This is a genomic window from Bartonella machadoae (assembly GCF_022559585.1).
Taxonomy (GTDB): domain Bacteria; phylum Pseudomonadota; class Alphaproteobacteria; order Rhizobiales; family Rhizobiaceae; genus Bartonella; species Bartonella machadoae.
The window spans coordinates 2,237,311-2,255,420 of record NZ_CP087114.1 but is presented as its reverse complement, the minus strand read 5'-3'; the positions used below and the strand labels follow the sequence as shown (position 1 = coordinate 2,255,420).

At 37.3% G+C, this 18,110-nt stretch carries 15 protein-coding genes; 10 read left to right on the top strand and 5 right to left on the bottom strand.

The window, feature by feature from the left end:
* Positions 1-425 precede the first annotated feature (425 nt).
* The 6 genes from LNM86_RS10700 to LNM86_RS10675 all read left to right on the top strand — a co-directional run bounded on the left by LNM86_RS10700 (position 426) and on the right by LNM86_RS10675 (position 10,676).
* Positions 426-5,417 carry a DEAD/DEAH box helicase gene (locus LNM86_RS10700; protein ID WP_241437661.1) on the top strand — a complete coding sequence of 1,664 codons (4,992 nt, stop codon included), beginning with the start codon at positions 426-428 and terminating at the stop codon, positions 5,415-5,417.
* Between the two features lie 1,415 nt (positions 5,418-6,832).
* Positions 6,833-7,624, top strand: a complete 792-nt coding sequence (locus LNM86_RS10695; RefSeq protein ID WP_241437660.1) for an LbetaH domain-containing protein — start codon at positions 6,833-6,835, stop codon at positions 7,622-7,624.
* Positions 7,625-7,703: 79 nt separating this feature from the next.
* Positions 7,704-8,213: a hypothetical protein gene (locus tag LNM86_RS10690; RefSeq protein ID WP_241437659.1), complete on the top strand. Its 510-nt coding sequence runs from the start codon at positions 7,704-7,706 to the stop codon at positions 8,211-8,213.
* A 95-nt stretch (positions 8,214-8,308) separates the two neighbouring features.
* Positions 8,309-9,247 carry a hypothetical protein gene (locus LNM86_RS10685; protein ID WP_241437658.1) on the top strand — a complete coding sequence of 313 codons (939 nt, stop codon included), beginning with the start codon at positions 8,309-8,311 and terminating at the stop codon, positions 9,245-9,247.
* Between the two features lie 72 nt (positions 9,248-9,319).
* On the top strand, positions 9,320-9,817 hold the full coding sequence (locus LNM86_RS10680) for a hypothetical protein (protein WP_241437657.1): 498 nt from the start codon (positions 9,320-9,322) through the stop codon (positions 9,815-9,817).
* Between the two features lie 79 nt (positions 9,818-9,896).
* The gene (locus tag LNM86_RS10675; protein WP_241439003.1) at positions 9,897-10,676 is read left to right on the top strand and encodes a hypothetical protein; all 780 of its coding nucleotides are present in this window, start codon (positions 9,897-9,899) and stop codon (positions 10,674-10,676) included.
* A 1,235-nt stretch (positions 10,677-11,911) separates the two neighbouring features.
* Here LNM86_RS10675 and LNM86_RS10670 read toward each other — a convergent pair.
* Both LNM86_RS10670 and LNM86_RS10665 read right to left on the bottom strand, forming a co-directional pair.
* Complete coding sequence (locus LNM86_RS10670) at positions 11,912-12,061, bottom strand: hypothetical protein (RefSeq protein ID WP_241437656.1); 150 nt, start codon at positions 12,059-12,061, stop codon at positions 11,912-11,914.
* A gap of 346 nt (positions 12,062-12,407) precedes the next feature.
* Positions 12,408-12,776 (bottom strand): helix-turn-helix domain-containing protein, encoded by a 369-nt coding sequence (locus LNM86_RS10665; protein WP_241437655.1) that lies wholly within the window; start codon positions 12,774-12,776, stop codon positions 12,408-12,410.
* 304 nt (positions 12,777-13,080) lie between these two features.
* On the opposite strand from LNM86_RS10665, the gene LNM86_RS10660 reads away from it, so the two are divergent.
* Entirely contained in the window at positions 13,081-13,428 is a 348-nt protein-coding gene (locus LNM86_RS10660) for a hypothetical protein (protein WP_241437654.1), read from the top strand.
* Between the two features lie 188 nt (positions 13,429-13,616).
* Here the strand turns inward: LNM86_RS10660 and LNM86_RS10655 are convergent, their stop codons facing one another.
* A complete protein-coding gene (locus LNM86_RS10655) occupies positions 13,617-14,021 on the bottom strand; it encodes a conjugal transfer lipoprotein TrbH (RefSeq protein ID WP_241437653.1) in 405 nt (134 codons plus the stop codon).
* Between the two features lie 184 nt (positions 14,022-14,205).
* Between LNM86_RS10655 and LNM86_RS10650 the strand changes: the two genes are divergently transcribed.
* Entirely contained in the window at positions 14,206-14,382 is a 177-nt protein-coding gene (locus LNM86_RS10650; RefSeq protein WP_241437652.1) for a hypothetical protein, read from the top strand.
* Between the two features lie 6 nt (positions 14,383-14,388).
* On the opposite strand, the gene LNM86_RS10645 is transcribed toward LNM86_RS10650, so the two are convergent.
* Together LNM86_RS10645 and LNM86_RS10640 are read right to left on the bottom strand one after the other, a co-directional pair.
* Positions 14,389-15,204: a TIR domain-containing protein gene (locus LNM86_RS10645; protein ID WP_241437651.1), complete on the bottom strand. Its 816-nt coding sequence runs from the start codon at positions 15,202-15,204 to the stop codon at positions 14,389-14,391.
* Between the two features lie 113 nt (positions 15,205-15,317).
* Entirely contained in the window at positions 15,318-16,004 is a 687-nt protein-coding gene (locus tag LNM86_RS10640) for a thiamine phosphate synthase (protein ID WP_241439002.1), read from the bottom strand.
* 260 nt (positions 16,005-16,264) lie between these two features.
* Between LNM86_RS10640 and LNM86_RS10635 the strand changes: the two genes are divergently transcribed.
* Together LNM86_RS10635 and LNM86_RS10630 are read left to right on the top strand one after the other, a co-directional pair.
* Complete coding sequence (locus tag LNM86_RS10635) at positions 16,265-17,407, top strand: OpgC family protein (protein ID WP_241437650.1); 1,143 nt, start codon at positions 16,265-16,267, stop codon at positions 17,405-17,407.
* Between the two features lie 167 nt (positions 17,408-17,574).
* Positions 17,575-18,093, top strand: a complete 519-nt coding sequence (locus LNM86_RS10630; protein WP_241437649.1) for a DUF1465 family protein — start codon at positions 17,575-17,577, stop codon at positions 18,091-18,093.
* Positions 18,094-18,110: the final 17 nt, after the last annotated feature.

Below are 18,110 nucleotides of genomic sequence, written 5' to 3'. Positions count from 1 at the left end.
TCGATAAAAATAAAAAACATTATATTTCAATATGTTAGTAAGTTTTGAGAAAAAAAACATCCCAATAAGATGATTTATATAGACAATTAATGATATCAATTGAATAAAACCTGTCAGTATCTGTCTAAAAATTGAACTGACAGCAATTATGATATTTTGAGATCATAAAACACTTCAAAATAACTATTTTGATCTCTTAAAACACGGTTCGAATTTGTTTTTATTTCCGTAAAATGAATAGTAAATTTTACTACTTTGCTGTTTATAATTGCAACTTGTTAAATTTTTTTGAGGGAATTGATAGGTTTTCGCGCCATTTTGGTTTATTGGGTACTCGATATTTGTTCTAAATGTATTTATGAAACGCCATTGTGATTCTTACACTGTTAATGAGTCAATGTCATAAGGTATGGAGTTTCTCTATAATGTCTCAAACCATCAATTTTGATAACAAACAATCCTCTTTACGCTCTCTCTTACAATCCTATCGTGAAAAATCAATCTCAGATCAAGAAAAGCAAAAGGCTTTCGAAAAGTTTGTAATTGCTTATCTCACGCAAGACCCTCTCCAATGCCAAGAATATGAAACGGTCCAAAGCTATAGAGACGTGGCTGATGTGCATGGATGGAAAGGAAGCGATGAAGATACGGATATTGATCTGGTGGCAAAAATCCGTGATTGCAATGAGTATGTCGCCATTCAATGTAAATTTTATGAGAAAAATTATCAGATCACGCAAGAAAACATTGAAAGCTTTATCGCCATCTCAGGTAAAAATCGTTTTAAATATCGCCTTCTTATTGACAGCACGCAAGGGGAATTAAGCGAAAACGCCAATACCATGATTGAAGGACAAGCGGTTCCGGTTTATCGCATTAATCTCTTCAATATGGAAAACAGTGCGATTGATTGGGGGATTTTTGAAACAGAAGGGAAAATTGTTCTTAAAGATAAGAAACAAAAGTTGCCTTTTACCCATCAGAAAGAAGCCATTGAAGCTGTCTGTGAGGGTTTAAAAGAAGCAGACCGTGGCAAGCTGATTATGGCTTGTGGAACGGGTAAAACTTTCACCAGTCTCAAGATAGCAGAACAAATAGCCGGAACAGGCAAGCGTGTTTTGTTTTTGGTGCCTTCTCTTGCTCTTATGTCACAAACCATACGCGAATGGACAACGGATGCACAAATCCCGTTGCGTTCCTTTGCTGTGTGTTCGGATAAGCAAATAGGCAAGCGGCGTTTCAATAATGATGATGATGCTGAACTGAGTGCCTCGGATCTTGCTTTGCCTGTCACAACCGATGCGCAAATGCTTGGAGAGAAAGGAAACAAAGTTTCTCCCCATGTTATGAATGTTGTTTTTGCTACTTACCAATCAATCCAAGTGATTGCTGATGCACAAAAGGACCATGATTTACCTGAATTTGATCTGATCATTTGCGATGAAGCCCATAGAACAACGGGGGCGGCTTTGGGAACGGATAAAAGTGAATCTGATTTTATCAAGGTTCATGATAACAGCATTATTCAGGGCAAAAAACGTCTTTACATGACCGCAACCCCGCGCATCTTTAGTGACAATGCAAAAAGGCGTGCGGATGAACTTGATGCCGTGCTGGCGTCTATGGATAATGAGACAATCTATGGAAAACAGCTTTATTTTTATAGCTTCTCCGATGCCGTCAAGAATGACCTCTTAACGCCTTATAAGATTATTGTCTTAGGTGTGGATGAGAGCATGGTGCATGATACAATGGACATTCCTACCAACCATAAGAATTATGAACTTCTTCTTGATGATAGAACAAAGATCTTAGGCTGTTACCAAGCTCTTAGCAAAATTGATTTGAAAGTTGATCTTGGTGATGACCCTAACCCCATGCGGCGGGCATTGGCTTTTTGTAAAGATATTAAAACCTCGCAACGCATTCGTGATACCTTTGAAGGTAAGGGTGTTAAGAGAGCTTTCCGTAAAATCCACAAAGAACACAAAGATACACCTCCTCTTCTCTGTGAGGTGCAACATATTGATGGAAAAGATGGTGCCAAGAAACGAACGGAATTGCTTGATTGGTTGGAAGATGATGCGGGGGAAAATACCTGCCGTATCTTAACCAATGTTCGTTGTCTCTCTGAAGGTGTGGATGTTCCTGCTCTTGATGCGGTGATGTTTTTACACCCGCGCAAAAGCCAAGTGGATGTGATACAAGCGGTGGGGCGTGTGATGCGTCGGGCTCCCAATAAGAAAAGAGGCTATATCATTTTACCGGTTGGCGTGCCGGCTGGGATTTCCCCTGAATTGGCTTTAAAAAACAATAAGAAATACAGTGTTGTTTGGCAAGTTCTCAATGCTTTGCTTTCTCATGATGAGAATTTTAGCAAAACCCTTAATCAAATGAACTTAGGGCAAGATGTAAGTCATATTATCGATATTGTCACGGTTTCTCAAAAGATGGAGATAGAAAATGTAACAACCGTTGTTGATGATGTTCCCTTACAAGCGAAAACAGAAAGCGCAAATGCTTCTTTTGCTACGACTGTCCGTAAATCCCTTTCTCATCATAATGGGCAAGGACAACTGCCTCTGTATAAGGCATTTCCCAATGCTTTTAGAACATTTCTTGTCAAAAGATCTACTATGAGTGATTATTGGGAAAACTGGGCTGGTAATGTTGCTGATATTGCACAAAATCATATCAACCGCCTGCAAAACATGCTTGCTGATGAAAAGAGCAAAGCACGCCGTGCTTTTGATGCGTTTCTCAAAGAATTACAAAACAACTTAAACAGTGATATCAAGCAAGAGGAAGCTGTTGAGATGTTAGCGCAGCATCTTGTCACGCGTCCTGTATTTGAAGCTTTGTTTGATGGCAATCAATTTGTTCAAAACAATGCCATCTCACAAGCAATGGAAAAGATCTTAAAGGAATTAGACAAGACAAATATTGAAGAGGAGACAAAAGAGCTTAAAGAATTCTATGACAGTGTCAAATTCCGTGCTTCTGGAATTACCGAACCCCATGCAAGACAAAATCTGATTATCAAACTTTATGAAAGCTTTTTTGCCAAGGCTTTCAAACGTACAACAGATAAGCTTGGGATTGTTTATACCCCTGTTGAGGTTGTGGATTTTATTATTCATTCGGTTGATGATGTTTTACGCAAGGAATTTGGCAAGAGCTTAGGCTCCCGTGGTGTTTCTATTCTTGACCCCTTTACGGGAACAGGTACCTTTATCACAAGGCTTTTGCAATCCGATCTCATTAAATCAGAGGATATGGAATATAAATTCCGTCATGATATCCACGCCAATGAGATTGTTCTCTTAGCTTATTATATAGCAGCGATTAATATTGAATCGACTTATCATAGTCTTATGAAAGGAGATTATATTCCCTTTAAACATATTGGATTAACCGATACGTTTCAGATGCTTGAAGAGAAAAATCTGCTGCAAAAATTGTTTAAAGAAAACAGTGAGTATTTAGAACATCAGAAAAAGCTGAATATTGAGGTTATCTTTGGTAACCCTCCTTATTCTTTTGGACAAAAAAGCGAAAATGATAATGCAAAGAATACACCTTATCCACTCTTAGATAAACGTATCAGTGAAACTTATGCTGCTCAATCCAGAGCGAATAATATTAATAGACTTTATGATAGCTATATTCGTGCCATTCGTTGGGCAAGTGACCGTATAAAAGACCGTGGTGTTATTGGTTTTGTAACAAATGCTGGTTTTGTAGATGCAAATTCTATGACAGGTTTACGAAAATGTTTTGTTGAGGAATTTAGCAGTCTTTATATTTTCCATTTGCGGGGGAATGCCCGAACTTCTGGAGAACAACGTAAGAAGGAAAGTGGTGGAATTTTTGGAGAAGGCTCCCGATCTCCCATTGCCATCTCTATTCTCGTAAAAAATCCAGAATCCAAACAGCGTGGTAAAATATATTTCCATGATCTTAAAGATTATCTCACAAGAGAAGAAAAGCTTAAGTCAATTAAGGAATTTGGTAGTATTGATGGCATTACACGGAGTAATCGCGGTTGGAAAATCATTACACCAGACAAACATGGTGATTGGATAAATCAACGTGATGACAATTTTAAAACATTTATAGTCTTAGGTGACAAGAAGAGTAATAATAAAAAGCTCTTTGAAAACTTTTCGTGTGGCATTTCAACTAGTCGTGATGCATGGGCTTATAACTCAAGTCGTGAATCTTTAGCGAAAAATATGAATAATATGATTGCTTTCTATAATAGCGAAGTAGAACGTTTTAATGACGCCCATCCACATAGCGACCGTAAAACACGTGCAAAAGCTGTAGATAGTTTTGTTAACATTGATACGACAAAGATCAGTTGGAGTAGTAGTTTAAAAGAAGAATTGGTAAGAGGCAAATGTTCTGAATTTGAAAATAATTGCTTAGTTCAAAGTTTGTATCGTCCCTTTACACGGCAATGGCTATACTACAGTCGCATTTTAAACGAAAGAACTTACCAACTTCCGCAAATATTCCCTATGGGAAAAATGGTTGAAAACAGGGTGATACAAGTTACTGGCATAGGAGGGAAAAAAAGCTTTTCTGTTTTGATGAATAAAAATTTACCTGACTTGAACATGATGGATGGTGCTAGCCAATGCTTTCCACGCTATATTTATGAAGATATTGAGGTTTCAAAAGACAAAAATAAAAAACAGCCTCATTTATTTACAAATTCTACAGAAGAAAACAAAACCTCTGGTTTACAGAGGCGTGATGCCATCACTGATGAGGGATTAGCACATTTTAAAACAGCTTATCCTAATGAGAACATCACTAAAGATGATATCTTCTATTATGTTTACGGTCTCTTGCATTCAGAAGATTACCGTGCTCGCTATGCTGATAATCTCTCTAAAGAATTGCCTCGCATCCCTTGCGTAAAGAGTGCTAAAGATTTCTGGGCATTTGTTAATGCTGGTCGTGAATTAGGCAATTTGCACGTCAATTATGAAACTGTAGAGCCTTATCCCGTGACCTTTAAAAAAGGCAATCCAAAACTTACAGATATCAAGAACCCCGAAAAGTTTTATTACGTTACAGAAATGAAATTCGCAAAAATCAAAAATAGTAAGGAAAAGGATAAGTCTACAGTTATTTATAATAGCAATATCATCATAACAGATATACCTAAGGAAGCTTATGAGTATATCGTGAATGGTAAACCCGCTCTTGAATGGGTTATGGGGCGTCAATGTGTAAAGACTGATAAAAAGAGTGGCATTGTTAATGATGCCAATCGCTATGCACTTGAGACCATTGGCAACCCTGCTTATCCATTGGAATTGTTCCAAAGGGTTATTACTGTAAGTTTAGAAACAATGAAAATTGTTAAGAACTTACCAAATCTAGAATTAAGAGAAACTGAATAGATTTATGAATCATGCCAATCTTATAAGGGGTATAGATCTTATAATCATCATCTATACTCTCTTATTAGGTTGCTTACCTATAATCTTAAAAGGAATGGTTTACCATGCGCAATTCTAAAAAGAGAAGCTTTGCACTTTTAAACACTCTTATTTGGATTGCTTTAAGGCTTTTAAGAAATCCCATCTTAAATAGAATGAGATTTTTTTACATTGCCTTTAAAAGATTATATCGCAATCTCAAATGAGAACATCATATTTTTCAAAAGTTCTCTTTAAAGAGAATTATGCGTATGAATAGGTTGTATTTATCAATAGAGATTGTTTTTTGTCTTTTTAGTGTTTTTTTCTTTAAAACACAAAGTTTCAAAACTCAAAACCCCCTTTAAATTGATAAGTTACTCTTTATAATTTATAACATGCCTCATAACCATCTCTTATCTTTTGAAAGGCTTTAAAGGATTATATGCCCTCTCATAAAACACGATTTAATTATTCATTAAAATCATAAATGCTGTCTGTTCAATTTTTAGACAGATACTGACAGGTTTTATTCAATTGATATCATTAATTGTCTATATAAATCATCTTATTGGGATGGTTTTTTTCTCAAAACTTACTAACATATTGAAATATAATGTTTTTTACTTTTATCGAAAAGTTTTTTTAAAAATGAGGGGGTAAAATAACTGCTAATCACTGACAAGAGACAAAAGCCCATAAAAAGGTATTTTGATAAGGATATAAGAATCCAAAATGTTATTCATAATAAATCAAAGCCGCATGATCATATTATCCTTTTATGAGAATGATGCGGTGGCTATAGAAAATGAATCAAAAATAGATTTAAATCAAAAGCGTTGGTTATAAAGACGCGATCTCTTTATAAAATGACAACGAAATTCACAAAAATATTCACAAGGCATCTCATAAAAATAATCATGCATTATAAAGTTAAAAATAAGCATCATAAGAGCGTTTTTAGTTATTATGATGTTTAAAAGAGCAAAATAACGCAATTGCGTAATATAGAGTCAAATAGAGGCAATAAAACAGAAAATATTTATAAGCATATGATGCATATTTATACACAATGGTATAAAAAATAATTATAAAAAACACAAAAAATAATAAAAGATAGTTGACAATAAATACGTATTTTGTTATATAAATACTCAAGTGATTAAAACCACTTAGTGTTAAGCGGGTAGGTTACGAAACAGCCTCTCCTATGCTTTTTAAAATACTGGCTTTCTTTTATGCTATAAAATGCATATAGTGATTTTGCCGGGTGTAGTCACACCATACAATACCCTATGGGGAAAGTGTGACAACGGACTTAACACCGTGGTTTTAGCGCCCGGCGCTCTTTTAGAGCTGTCAATTAAAACCTTTTATATGTTAAGAAAGAATTTCAAATGAAATCTACAGTTAAGAACACCCCCGTTATCTCATCCAAAAAATATGAATTAACCACTGAAAACTTCACTTTTGATGGGATTACTTTACACCGCATTCGCGCATTAAGAGATTTTGATGATGTAAAGGCTGGTCAATTGGGTGGCTTTATCGAAAATGAAGATAACCTCTCTCATGATGGCAATTGTTGGATTTATGATAATGCCGCGGTTTTTTTGGATGCCAAGCTTTATGAGAATGCTAAAATTTATCAAGAAGCTAAAGTTTTTAGACAAGCCAAGGTTTATGGAAATGCTACTGTAAATGGCAAGGCATGGGTGTTTGATTATAAAGCTCATGTTTATGAAAATGCAAAAATTAACGATAACGCTAGGGTCTGTGGTCATGTCTATGGCAATGCCGTTGTAAGTGATAATGCTACTATTGCTGATGGTGCCAAGGTTTATGATAACGCACGGGTTTATGAGAGGGCACATATTTGTGGCTATGTTTTTGGAAATGCCCATGTTTATGGTAAATCACGTATTTATGTATGGGCACATATTTATGATAATGCCCATGTCTTTTGCAATGCCTGGATTAAGGATTATGCAAGTGTCTATGGCAATGCAAAAGTCTCTGGCTCGGCGCGCGTTGGTTGCTTGGCAAGAATTTATGATAATGCCAAGGTTTATGGTAAATCAAATATCGATCATCATGTAAAAATTTATGGCAATGCCGTGGTTAATAGCCATATCAAAATTCGTGATGATATTTGTACTAATGATCAGTCTCTTAAAGATGCTGCGTAAATAACACCGCGGGCGCGGCGGGGGCGCCCCTCTCTAAATTTCATTCAAAATTTTACTAACTATAGATTAGGAGCTCCCTATGACCACTATAAATGTATCTAAAATTGTATCCAAAAAATATGAAATTACAAATGAAACCCGTGTTTTTGATAACCATACCCTTTATCGAATTAAAGCTTTAAGAGATTTTGATAATATTAAAGCTGGTCAATTGGGTGGGTTTATAGAAGATGAGAGTAATCTCTCTCATGAGGGCAATTGCTGGGTTGCTGATGATGCGTATGTTTTAAAACCCGGTCGTGTTTATGAGAATGCTAGGGTTTATGGCAATGCTGCGGTTGGTGGTTTTGTTTATGGCAATGCGCATGTTTATGATTTTGCCAAGGTTTTTGCCAATGCCCATGTCTATGATAACGCACGGGTTTTTGATAGTGCAAAAATTATCAGTAATGTCCATATTTATGAAAATGCAAGTGCCTATGGCATGGCTATTGTTACTAAAAATGCCTATGGCAATACAAGAGAGAATGTTTATACAGAACGGCTCTCTCCTTATGGCGAGATTTCCTTTGTAATGTGTCGTCCATAAAAAGCAGCATAATAACACCGCGGGCGCGGCGGGGGCGCCCCCTTCTTAAGAACATTTCATTCAAAATTTATTAAATATTTAGATTGGGTTTTCTCATGATTAGTACAGTTGTAACTAAAAAATATGAATTAACAAATGAAATCAAAGAAATTTACCAAAATAAGGATGGTAAATTTGTGCCTATAAATCTTTATCGCATTCGTGCTTTAAGAGATTTTGATGATGTCAAGGCTGGTCAATTGGGTGGTTTTATTGAAAATGAAGATAACCTCTCTCATGATGGTAATTGCTGGGTTTATGATGAGGCGTGGGTTGCTGACAATGGCGTCGTGTCTGAAAATGCAAAACTTCGTAATGAAGCTGTTGTTGCTAAACATGCTAAAGCTTATGGGAATGCTGTTATTAGTGATCATGCTAAAGTTTATGGTCATGATACCCATGTTTATGACAATGCCAAGGTTTATGATCATGCTAGTATCTCAGGGAATATGTGGTTTCGAGACAAGGGATGGGTTTATGGCAAGTGCGTGGTTAATGGGAATGCCAAGGTTTATGGTCATGCCAAGGTTTGTGGTCAAGTTTATGACAATGCCAAGGTTTATGATCATGCTAGTATCTCAGGGAATATGTGGTTTCGAGACAAGGGATGGGTTTATGGCAAGTGCGTGGTTAATGGGAATGCCAAGGTTTATGGTCATGCCAAGGTTTGTGGTCAAGTTTATGACAATGCCGTGGTTTATGGAAAAGCCTTTATTACTATAGAGGCAAAAATATATGACAATGCAAAAGTTTTGCATAGTGCTTATGTGAATGGCTCTGTTTATGGCAATGCAAAAGTATCGGGCTCTGCTTATGTAAGTGAGGGTGCTCATATTTTTGAAAATGCTAGGGTTTATGGAAAAGCGGTTATTGAAAAAAATATCAAGATTTATGGCAATGCAAAAATATTTGGAAATGCGTATGTTCGTAATGAAGTAAGTGATGATGTTATAATCAATAGCCGTGAAAAAATTATCGAAAATGAAGCTGCATAAATAACGGCGCGGGGGGTGCCTGCTTTCCAAATTCTTTCATTTAAAATCTCATGTTCTATAAGGATTGTTCCTATGCAAAAGAAATTTGCACTTACAAATGAAACGCGTCTCTTTGGTAATCGCATATTGTATCGCATTCAGGCTTTAAAAAGCTTTTCTGATGTCAAGGCTGGTCAACTCGGTGGCTTTATCGAAAATGAAAGCAATTTATCTCATGATGGTAATTGCTGGGTTTATGGTAATGCTCTGGTTTTAAACTCAGGTCGGGTTTCTGAAAATGCTAGGGTCTATCATAACGCTATTATCGCTGGTTATGTCTATGGAAATGCTATCGTTCTTGGTAAATCGATCATTTATGACCATGCTCATGTCTATGGTAATGCACAAATTTATGATCACGCCCGTGTCGTCAATTATGTTCATATTTATGAAAATGCTAATAGTCACGGCATTGTTATGATTTTAGAAAAGACACGTGATGATATTGAAACAAGGTCTTATATCGAATTGCTTTCCAATAATGAAATAAAAATCATCTGGCTGCGTAATAAAGCCTTTTTAAACATTTAGAGCGCCGCGGCGGTCATTCCCTTTTTCCAACATTTTTCATGCAACTTTTTTCACAAAAGAGATTGTGAGGGGTCTTATGATGTCCAAAAAATACAAACTAACCAATGAAACAAAACAACTAAAAGATAAAATTACACAAAAAATTACAACGCTTTATCGCATTCAGGCTTTAAAAAGCTTTTCTGATGTCAAGGCTGGTCAACTCGGTGGCTTTATTGAAAAGGAAGAAAATCTTTCTCATAACGGTCTTTGCTGGGTTTATGATAATGCATTGGTTTATAAACATGCCCGTGTTTATGACAATGCAAAAATACGAGGCAATGCGCAAATTTGTGGTCTTGTCTATGGCAATGCTCAGGTGCATGATAAGGTGTTTATTTCTCAATATGCAAAAATTTATGACAATGCATTTGTTTATGATAGTGCGCATGTGGCGGGCTATGTTTATGGCAAGGCTCGTGTCTATGGCAATAGTCGCGTTTCAATTGAAGCCCATGTTTATGGCAATGCGCATCTTTTTCATAATAGTTATCTTTTTGAATATGCAAGGCTTTATGGCAACGCTAGAGTGTTAGGCTCTGCTTGTCTTTTTAGCACTGCGCGTGTTTATGGCTATGCTGTTGTTAATAGCCGTGCCAAAATTTATGGCAAGGTTTATGACTATGCAAAAGTGAGTGGCTGTGCACAAATTTATGGCTCTGTTTATGGAAAAGCTCAGGTTTCTCATACGATCAAGGTCTTTGGTCGTGCTTGTGGGCGTGCAAAACTGAATCGAAAAAGTGAGATAAGAGAGGTTCCAAAAAATAAGGAGGTTAATAAGAGCGATATTCTTATAGAGATTATTGATACTGAAGAATAAACAATAAATGCGGGGGGCGTTGGTTTCATGCCATTTCAAAATACAAGAGTGCAAAAAAGAAAGCCGTGCCATTTTTACGTGACGCGGCTTTCATGTCTCTCATGTTGAATCAATCATCACTCTAAGGAGTTATAAGCACATATATACAAGACGTATTATATTGCAAGCTCTCTAGTCTGTTTATAAAAACTTATCCAAAATAATATAAAGGAATGATTATGAAAGCGTTCTTTTAGATTATCACATTTGAATGAGAAAACATGTTAACTCTCTTAATGATTATAAAACCTCTTCATAACAATGCCCTCATTTTTGAGGTGGTCAATTTGAAAGAAAGCACCTTCTCAAAACACCTCTTTAAAAGGTATTAAGCTCATTTTTTGAATTAGCAAAATTAACCACTTCAAATTTGGATGCGTTCTCTTTCTATAGCTCTCTTTAAACATCTGCGTTTAATGATGTTATCTCTCAACTTCTCTCTGTTTATAAAAAAGGTGCCCTCATTTTTGAGGTAACTAAAATCACTCAATTCAAATTGCATTTATTACTTTAACCGTATTATCAAAACAGCTTTTGAAACGTGTTTTGCATTCTATCATTAAAAGCATATAGTTTTAACAATGCGATTTATTATGATAAAAACGTCTTGTACAATTTATGACCTGTTATGACTGATAACTGCTTTGCATTTCATTTGAATGCTCTCATGTGTTATAACATTGGCATCATGATTTGCTTTTTATGCTCTGTTTATAGATGGCTATTGTTTGTAAAAAATGGTCAATTAAATTGTGCATAAAAGTGTGGATTCTTAAGTGGATTCATATAAAATAAATGCACTTAATATACTGATTTTATTGTATTTTTCTTCATGATACGCTTTCTTTTGCCGATAAAGATGTCGCGAAAAAGGTTTTTGTCTTGCATTTCATTCCCCCACCGGGTGCGAGCGCCCTCGCATTAGTATTCCGGGAGCTTGAAAATACTGAGCTTAATCAGCCTTTTTGCTTTTAGTGCTAAAAGCACCTGGACATAGCAAAAACTCCCGGAATCCGGGAGATACCCACAAAAGGGTATCGATTTTAATGTATTAAGCTTTCGGGTTTTCAAGGCCCTTATTGGTCGTTGCGTAGGCGACCAAAATCACACGGTTAAACCATAAAGCACTTTTAGGGGATTTACAATAAAAATGAAAAAGTTTCTTTACTGTAGAGTTTTGTAATGAGAGTGACTTCTTACATGAGAGGTACTGCGCTGTTTATCCAATCGAAAATGGTGAGAAAAGCAGTGGCACTTTTGCGTGTTGATCTTGTTTGTTTAACATTTTTCTCTAAAGCGATTTTTTTGCCAATAAAAATATCGTTAAGAAGGTCTTTGCCTTGCATTTCATTCCCCTACTGGGTGCGAGCGCCCTCGCATTGGTATTCCGGGAGCTTGAAAATACTGACCTCGATCAGTCTTTTGCTTTTAGTGCTAAAAGCACCTGGACAGAACAAAATCTCCCGGAATTCTAAAATACCTATAAAGCAGGATAAATTTATCCTATCGGGGCTTTAAGGGCTATATTAGTCGTTACGTAAGCGACCAAAACGCTTTTTAAGTAATAAAGCTCTTTAAAGAAATGAGCAATTTGAAACTGCACCAACATGCTTCATGTTTTCCGTTAATAACATTGCCTTTGATGCTCTTTTAGAGAATAGGGAAATGTCTTCAATGTGATGGATTATAACGTTAAAAACTTTCCTTTTGATCAGAGATGAGCTGTAAAATGGCTTTTTGTTTTACAGAATTTAGAACTCTGAAGCTTTTTAAAAGCAAGTATTCCTCTTTGCTCGAGATGATCTCATCGTGATGATATGGCGGCTGTTGTTTTGTTAAGATCTCAGTGTAAAAAAAGGACAGGGGCACATCGAGCTTTTCAGCAATTTCCTTCAAACGCCCAGCGCTTACACGATTGAGACCCGTTTCATATTTTTGAATTTGCTGTGCGCTTAGATTTAAAGATTGCCCTAATTCTTTTTGCGATATTTTCAACATTTTTCTTCTGAAGCGAATTTTTTTGCCGATAAACATGTCGTTAAGAAGGTCTTTGCCTTGCATTTCATTCCCCCACCGGGTGCGAGCGCCCTCGCATTGGTATTCCGGGAGTTGAAAGAACTGAAGTCTGAATCAGCCTTTTGCTTTTAGTGCTAAAAGCACCTGGACATAGCAAAAGCTCCCGGAATTCCGGGAATCCGTGAAACGGATTAATTTTTTACGTTCAGACTCTAGGGCTTTCAAACCCATATTGGTCGTTGCGTAGACGACCAAAACACCTGGCGAATAATAAAGGAATTTTAGGGGATTGCAATAGAAATGAAAAAGTTTCTGTAATGTATCGTTTTGTAATGAGAGCTATTTCTTCGTGAGAGGTACTGCGCTGTTTATCCAATCGAAAATGGTGAGAAAAGCAGTGGCACTTTTGCGTGTTGATCTTGTTTGTTTAACATTTTTCTCTGAAGCGATTTTTTTGCCAATAAAAATGCCGTTGAGAAGGTTTTTGCCTTGCATTTCATTTTCCGAACCTAGTGCGAGCGCCCTCGCATTAGTATTCCGGGAGTTGAAAGAACTGACCTCGATCAGCATTTTGCTTTTAGTGCTAAAAGCACTTGGACAGAACAAAATCTCCCGGAATTTTAAGACATTTGCAAAGCAGGAAAAATTTATTTATCGAGGCTTTGGGGCTTTAAGTCCCCCACTAGTCGTTGCGTAGGTGCCCCCAACACTCTTTTCGTCATAACGTTATTAAGGAATAAAGTCATTTGAGCCGTGACCAATAAAACGCAAACAGCTTGGCTCAAAAAGAAGAGCTTTTGTTGAGGTGCAAATCTCTATTTTTGAGAGACAGTTTTTAAGTTTTACCGTCTCAAATAAATCAAACTTGCACCTCGAAGAGGGGATTTATTTATTATCATACATACGGATATGATCACAGAGCTCGCCATTCCACACATACTGAAAAATAGAAGCTATACGTCCATTCTCTTTTGGTGTTAGCATGTAAGTTAAAGTTACGCCTATGTTTTGCTGTTGTTTTGGTTGATCTGTAGAGATCACATGATATCCCTTTCGCCGCAATAGATCGACAAATACGGGGGTAAAATTATCTGCTGGATTGTTTTTCTTTATAATAAGCGTTGTTGTTGCTGCCGGTAAACGATTTTTGATCTCTTGATAAAAATCGTTAGCGATAAATTTCGCAGCACTCGGCTTAATACCTTGACCAACATAACTAGATGAAATTCCGTTAACAGACGCACAACCCGCTGCTAATACAAGCGGTGGCAACACTAAATATTTGAACATTTTGATTTCCCCCTCATCATTATTACTTCCTCTTCAGAATTCTTCTAAATTGGAAAGTTCCTATAAATTAAGAGCACTTTTACTACTTATCATGTGTAACAAAATATCAATTTCTAATCAAGTAGGAATAAATCAGCCTTTCATGCGTTTTTTTAACAATCATCTTCAAGAGCAATGAAAGCTTATGCTTAAGAGACAAATTCTTTCGAACACCCCGCATTTAGATGATTTAATCCTGTTGCCTATTCTTGAATTTGTTGCGCGCTTACACCTCATCAACATCCTCATTTTTGCGGTCTGCTGCAAAGCGAAGAGGATGCGAAAAGCGGTGGAACTTTGGCGTATTGATCTTGTTTGTTGAAGTGAATTACAGGGGTATAGAGTGTGTCCCAAAATCAATATGAGATCGTTGTTCAAATTGAATTAATGCATCAGTCATTGCTTCTGAATCTATCTTGAATCCAGAGCTTCTTAATCGTTGTACAAGTTTTGCAATTGTTTCACTTACCTGGTTGTTGAAAGGAATGTATATAATCCCTTCAATATCTGAAGGGCGTTCAACGCCTTGTTTTAGTAAAATGGCAACATTTTTGCGAGAAAGAACGGGCATTAACATGCCCATTTCAAGAATAACATTTTGGCGCGCACGAGGTTGTGCTTTTTGTGGACCATCAGTTTTAGCGTAGCCCATGTCATCGGGAGTAAGTAATACAATACCAAATTTTATAGAATGGTTTTGCGCACAGATTTCTTCTTCTAAAGCTTCAATGATCGTTAAACCATTACCGCTGGTGTTTTGTAAGATCTGATATTTAACACCAAGCTTGCTAAGAATAAGTTGAAGGTCTCTTAAAGTATTAGAATCATGACCGTGGACGATAAAAACTTCTGGAGAAGGGGGAGGTAAGAGAGGAGTTTTTGGGGAAGAGTTTAGAGATTTTTCTTCGATATGGTGAGGCAACTCTTCTTTTAGCTTCTCCTGTAGTTTCTCCCGCGTGGCTGGACTACCTTGAACATTGATTTTTCCTGTGCTTTCATACCAGTTTATGACTCCTCCCTCAGAGGTTCTGATATAATACACTGGGTTCTTGGAGGAGTGTGGTGTGAGCTTAATTTCTATGATTTCATATCCAGTTTTTAGAATGATGTTTTTTAGCTTTTCAAATGTTCCTTTGTATATCATTCTATGCCCCTTTTCTCATTGTGTGTGTTATTTACAAAGTACAGAAGTGAGTGTGGGATTTTTTACCACTGTTTTGCTCATGTTCTCTTATGAAGGTTTCCCCCGTATCACAGTCATGGGTTTTTACATTTTTTTGCCATCATTTCAAGGATTATCAAGGGGTTGTCGTGGGAAAAAAGGATTTCTTCAATAGCGATAAATTCACAAGTGGTGTTTAACACTTCATCAAAAGTTGCAAAGTCACTGCCTGCTTGAATAATGGCGGGGATCTCCATAATCTCTGCCCACCATTGTCCTAACTGAACATTGCGCGGGTGTGCGTGCGGTTTTTTATCAGCACCAAGTTTTCCAAACAGCAGATAATCAACACCGGCTTCTCCAGCAAGCATGGCGCTATGGCGGTTGCGCACATTGCCAAAACCGATGATTTTTTGCTCCCGTTTCTGATTTTCAAGGTTTTCAAGAGCGTGAAGATCACCCTCTATATGCAAGCCATCCGCTTTTATTCTGCCGGCAATGCGGCTGTCACCCGCAATGAGAAGGGCGGTATCTGTGCGTTGAATATCTTCTCCATAGAGTTGTGCTTGTTTTTGTAAAAAAACATCATCACCCTCAGAGTCATAAAGAATGACGCATGCAAAAGATTTGGCTGATGCGTGTTTACTTCGCAAAAGTTGACGCAACAGGACAGGGTCTACAGCCCTTCGAACATCTAATGTCAAAACCAGTTGAGGATAAGAAGGCGTTTTAGGTTCAGAGGTTATTTGAGATGTAGAGGCTGTATAAGGCTCAGAAGGCATTTGAGAGGCAGATTGAGGATGAGAGGGCGTTTGAGGGGTAGATTGAAGATGCGAGGGTGTTTGAGGATTAGAGTGAAGATCAGAGGGGGTATGAGGATCTGATCGCATGTCAGAAACAGATTTCGGCGGTTTACTTTCTTGTTTTGTCATATAAAGTCCTTGATTTTTAAAATAAACTTGACTTTTAAAAATAAAATTTCATCTTATAAATACGCTGTGCGCAAGGAAAAGATCACCTTATTGCTTATGGGAAGCCATTTATGGGATATAAAGGTGTTGTTAATCATAAGGAACATCCTTCTTATCGCGATACGCGTATTGATGTTTTTCGTTCTTTAGCTTTATTGACAATTTTCATCAACCATATTCCTGGAACTTTATACGAATATATCACACATAGAAACTTCGGTTTTTCTGACTCTGCTGAAGTTTTTGTTTTGCTGTCAGGTGTTTCGCTTGGATTGAGTTTTCATGCGCGTCTTGCTCAAGAGTCTTTGCTTTTTATGGTCCGCAAACTTTGGTGGAGGGCTTTACAGCTCTATGGAGCCTATCTTTTTACAACTTTTGTAACGCTTAGCCTTTTTTTAGGAGGCTTTTTATTATGGCGTGTTGAGAAGCTGTTATCGATGAATAATATAGGGCTCTTTTTCACGCAGCCTTTTGTGGCATTTTTGAGTACTTTAAGCTTTGGGCATCAATTAGGCTATAATAATATTCTGCCGCTTTATATTGTTTTGATGCTGTTTGCACCTTTTGCCCTTTATTGGGGGTGTCAAAGAAAAGGGCTGCTGCTGTTGGGCTCGTTTCTGCTCTATCTCATTTGTGGATTTTATAAAATTGCTCCACCTTCTTACCCTTTAGCGGGAAAGTGGTTTTTAAATCCTTTGTCTTGGCAATTGTTGTTTGTTATAGGCTTGGTTAGTACTTTGGCTTTGAAACAAGGGAAAACAATCCCCTTTCAGCCGTTTTGGATTGTTCTTTCCGCCGGCTATCTTGTACTTTCACTGTTATGGGTGCGTTTAAATTGGTGGGGCGTTGTGGGATGGTTTGGCTGGTCTTCCCCTTTGATGAATTTTAATAAAACTTTTTTAAGTTTGCCGCGTTTGCTCCATGTTGTTGCACTGGCAACTCTTATTCTCTGCTTGCCGCGCTTTTGCCAATGTTTTCATGTCTCACCACAACATCCCTTAGCGGTTTTAGGAAAACACAGCCTCCCTGTGTTTGTGACAGGAACCGTTTTTGCTATGTTTGGACAAATTGTAAAAACAGTGGTGACGGGAACGTTTTTTTCCGATACACTCCTCATTATAAGCGGTATTGTCGTGCAATTGGCAGTTGCCTATTATTATGAGAAACAGTGCTCTCTCCAGCAGTTCCTTGTAAGGAAATCTATTCGTCTGTAACCCGATAAGAGGGCGCGTTAACCTTAGCTTAAGAAGTTTATTGCGCAAGAATTTTAAAAGAGGTAGTTAGTAAAAAAACTTTTTATCACAGCGACAAAAGAAACTTTTTCATTGTTACTTCGTTTGAGTATCGTAATTTTTGTGTTGATATTTGGAGTATGTAAAGCGTGAACGCACATCAACATTCCGATGATGAACCCATTATCATGATTGAGCATAGTGCTTTTGAAAATGCTTTTAATCGCCTCTATGAAGAGACGATGACATTGATCGAAGAAACGGCAACTTATATTGATACGGAAGGTAAATTCGTTGCACGTTCTCTTTCAGCAGAAATTTCTGCGCTTTATGCAAAAGAAGCGATGTTTCTTAGTACAAGGCTTATGCAAATTGCCTCTCAACTGCTGCTGCTTCGTGCAGAGCGCGAAGGGGAAATGACAACAGAACAAATACAAAAAGAAATTGCAAAAGTATCGCTTCATACACCTACACTGGAATTGGAAAGTGCCCATTGGCAAGAGCTGCCAGAAGCTTTCCGCCATTTTGTTGCGCGTTCACTGCGTCTCGAAGCGCGTATGCAATATATGCGTGCCGATAGAGAAAGTGAACTTTTCCATATTGCAGAAGAAGAAAATCCGGTAGGAAAACAAATTGAACTGCTGAAAACAGCATTTCGCCGTTCTTAGTTCTTAGAAAATTTTGT

Excerpts from the sequence above, each read along its gene's own strand:
- LNM86_RS10695 (WP_241437660.1), top strand. The coding sequence starts at position 6,833 with ATGAAATCTACAGTTAAGAACACCCCCGTTATCTCATCCAAAAAATAT.
- LNM86_RS10690 (WP_241437659.1), top strand. The coding sequence starts at position 7,704 with ATGACCACTATAAATGTATCTAAAATTGTATCCAAAAAATATGAAATT.
- LNM86_RS10665 (WP_241437655.1), bottom strand. The coding sequence starts at position 12,776 with ATGCAAGGCAAAGACCTTCTTAACGACATGTTTATCGGCAAAAAAATT.
- LNM86_RS10700 (WP_241437661.1), top strand. The coding sequence starts at position 426 with ATGTCTCAAACCATCAATTTTGATAACAAACAATCCTCTTTACGCTCT.
- LNM86_RS10670 (WP_241437656.1), bottom strand. The coding sequence starts at position 12,061 with ATGCAAGGCAAAGACCTTCTTAACGATATTTTTATTGGCAAAAAAATC.
- LNM86_RS10645 (WP_241437651.1), bottom strand. The coding sequence starts at position 15,204 with ATGATATACAAAGGAACATTTGAAAAGCTAAAAAACATCATTCTAAAA.
- LNM86_RS10635 (WP_241437650.1), top strand. The coding sequence starts at position 16,265 with ATGGGATATAAAGGTGTTGTTAATCATAAGGAACATCCTTCTTATCGC.
- LNM86_RS10675 (WP_241439003.1), top strand. The coding sequence starts at position 9,897 with ATGTCCAAAAAATACAAACTAACCAATGAAACAAAACAACTAAAAGAT.
- LNM86_RS10640 (WP_241439002.1), bottom strand. The coding sequence starts at position 16,004 with ATGCCTTCTGAGCCTTATACAGCCTCTACATCTCAAATAACCTCTGAA.
- LNM86_RS10685 (WP_241437658.1), top strand. The coding sequence starts at position 8,309 with ATGATTAGTACAGTTGTAACTAAAAAATATGAATTAACAAATGAAATC.
- LNM86_RS10655 (WP_241437653.1), bottom strand. The coding sequence starts at position 14,021 with ATGTTCAAATATTTAGTGTTGCCACCGCTTGTATTAGCAGCGGGTTGT.
- LNM86_RS10680 (WP_241437657.1), top strand. The coding sequence starts at position 9,320 with ATGCAAAAGAAATTTGCACTTACAAATGAAACGCGTCTCTTTGGTAAT.
- LNM86_RS10650 (WP_241437652.1), top strand. The coding sequence starts at position 14,206 with ATGCTTAAGAGACAAATTCTTTCGAACACCCCGCATTTAGATGATTTA.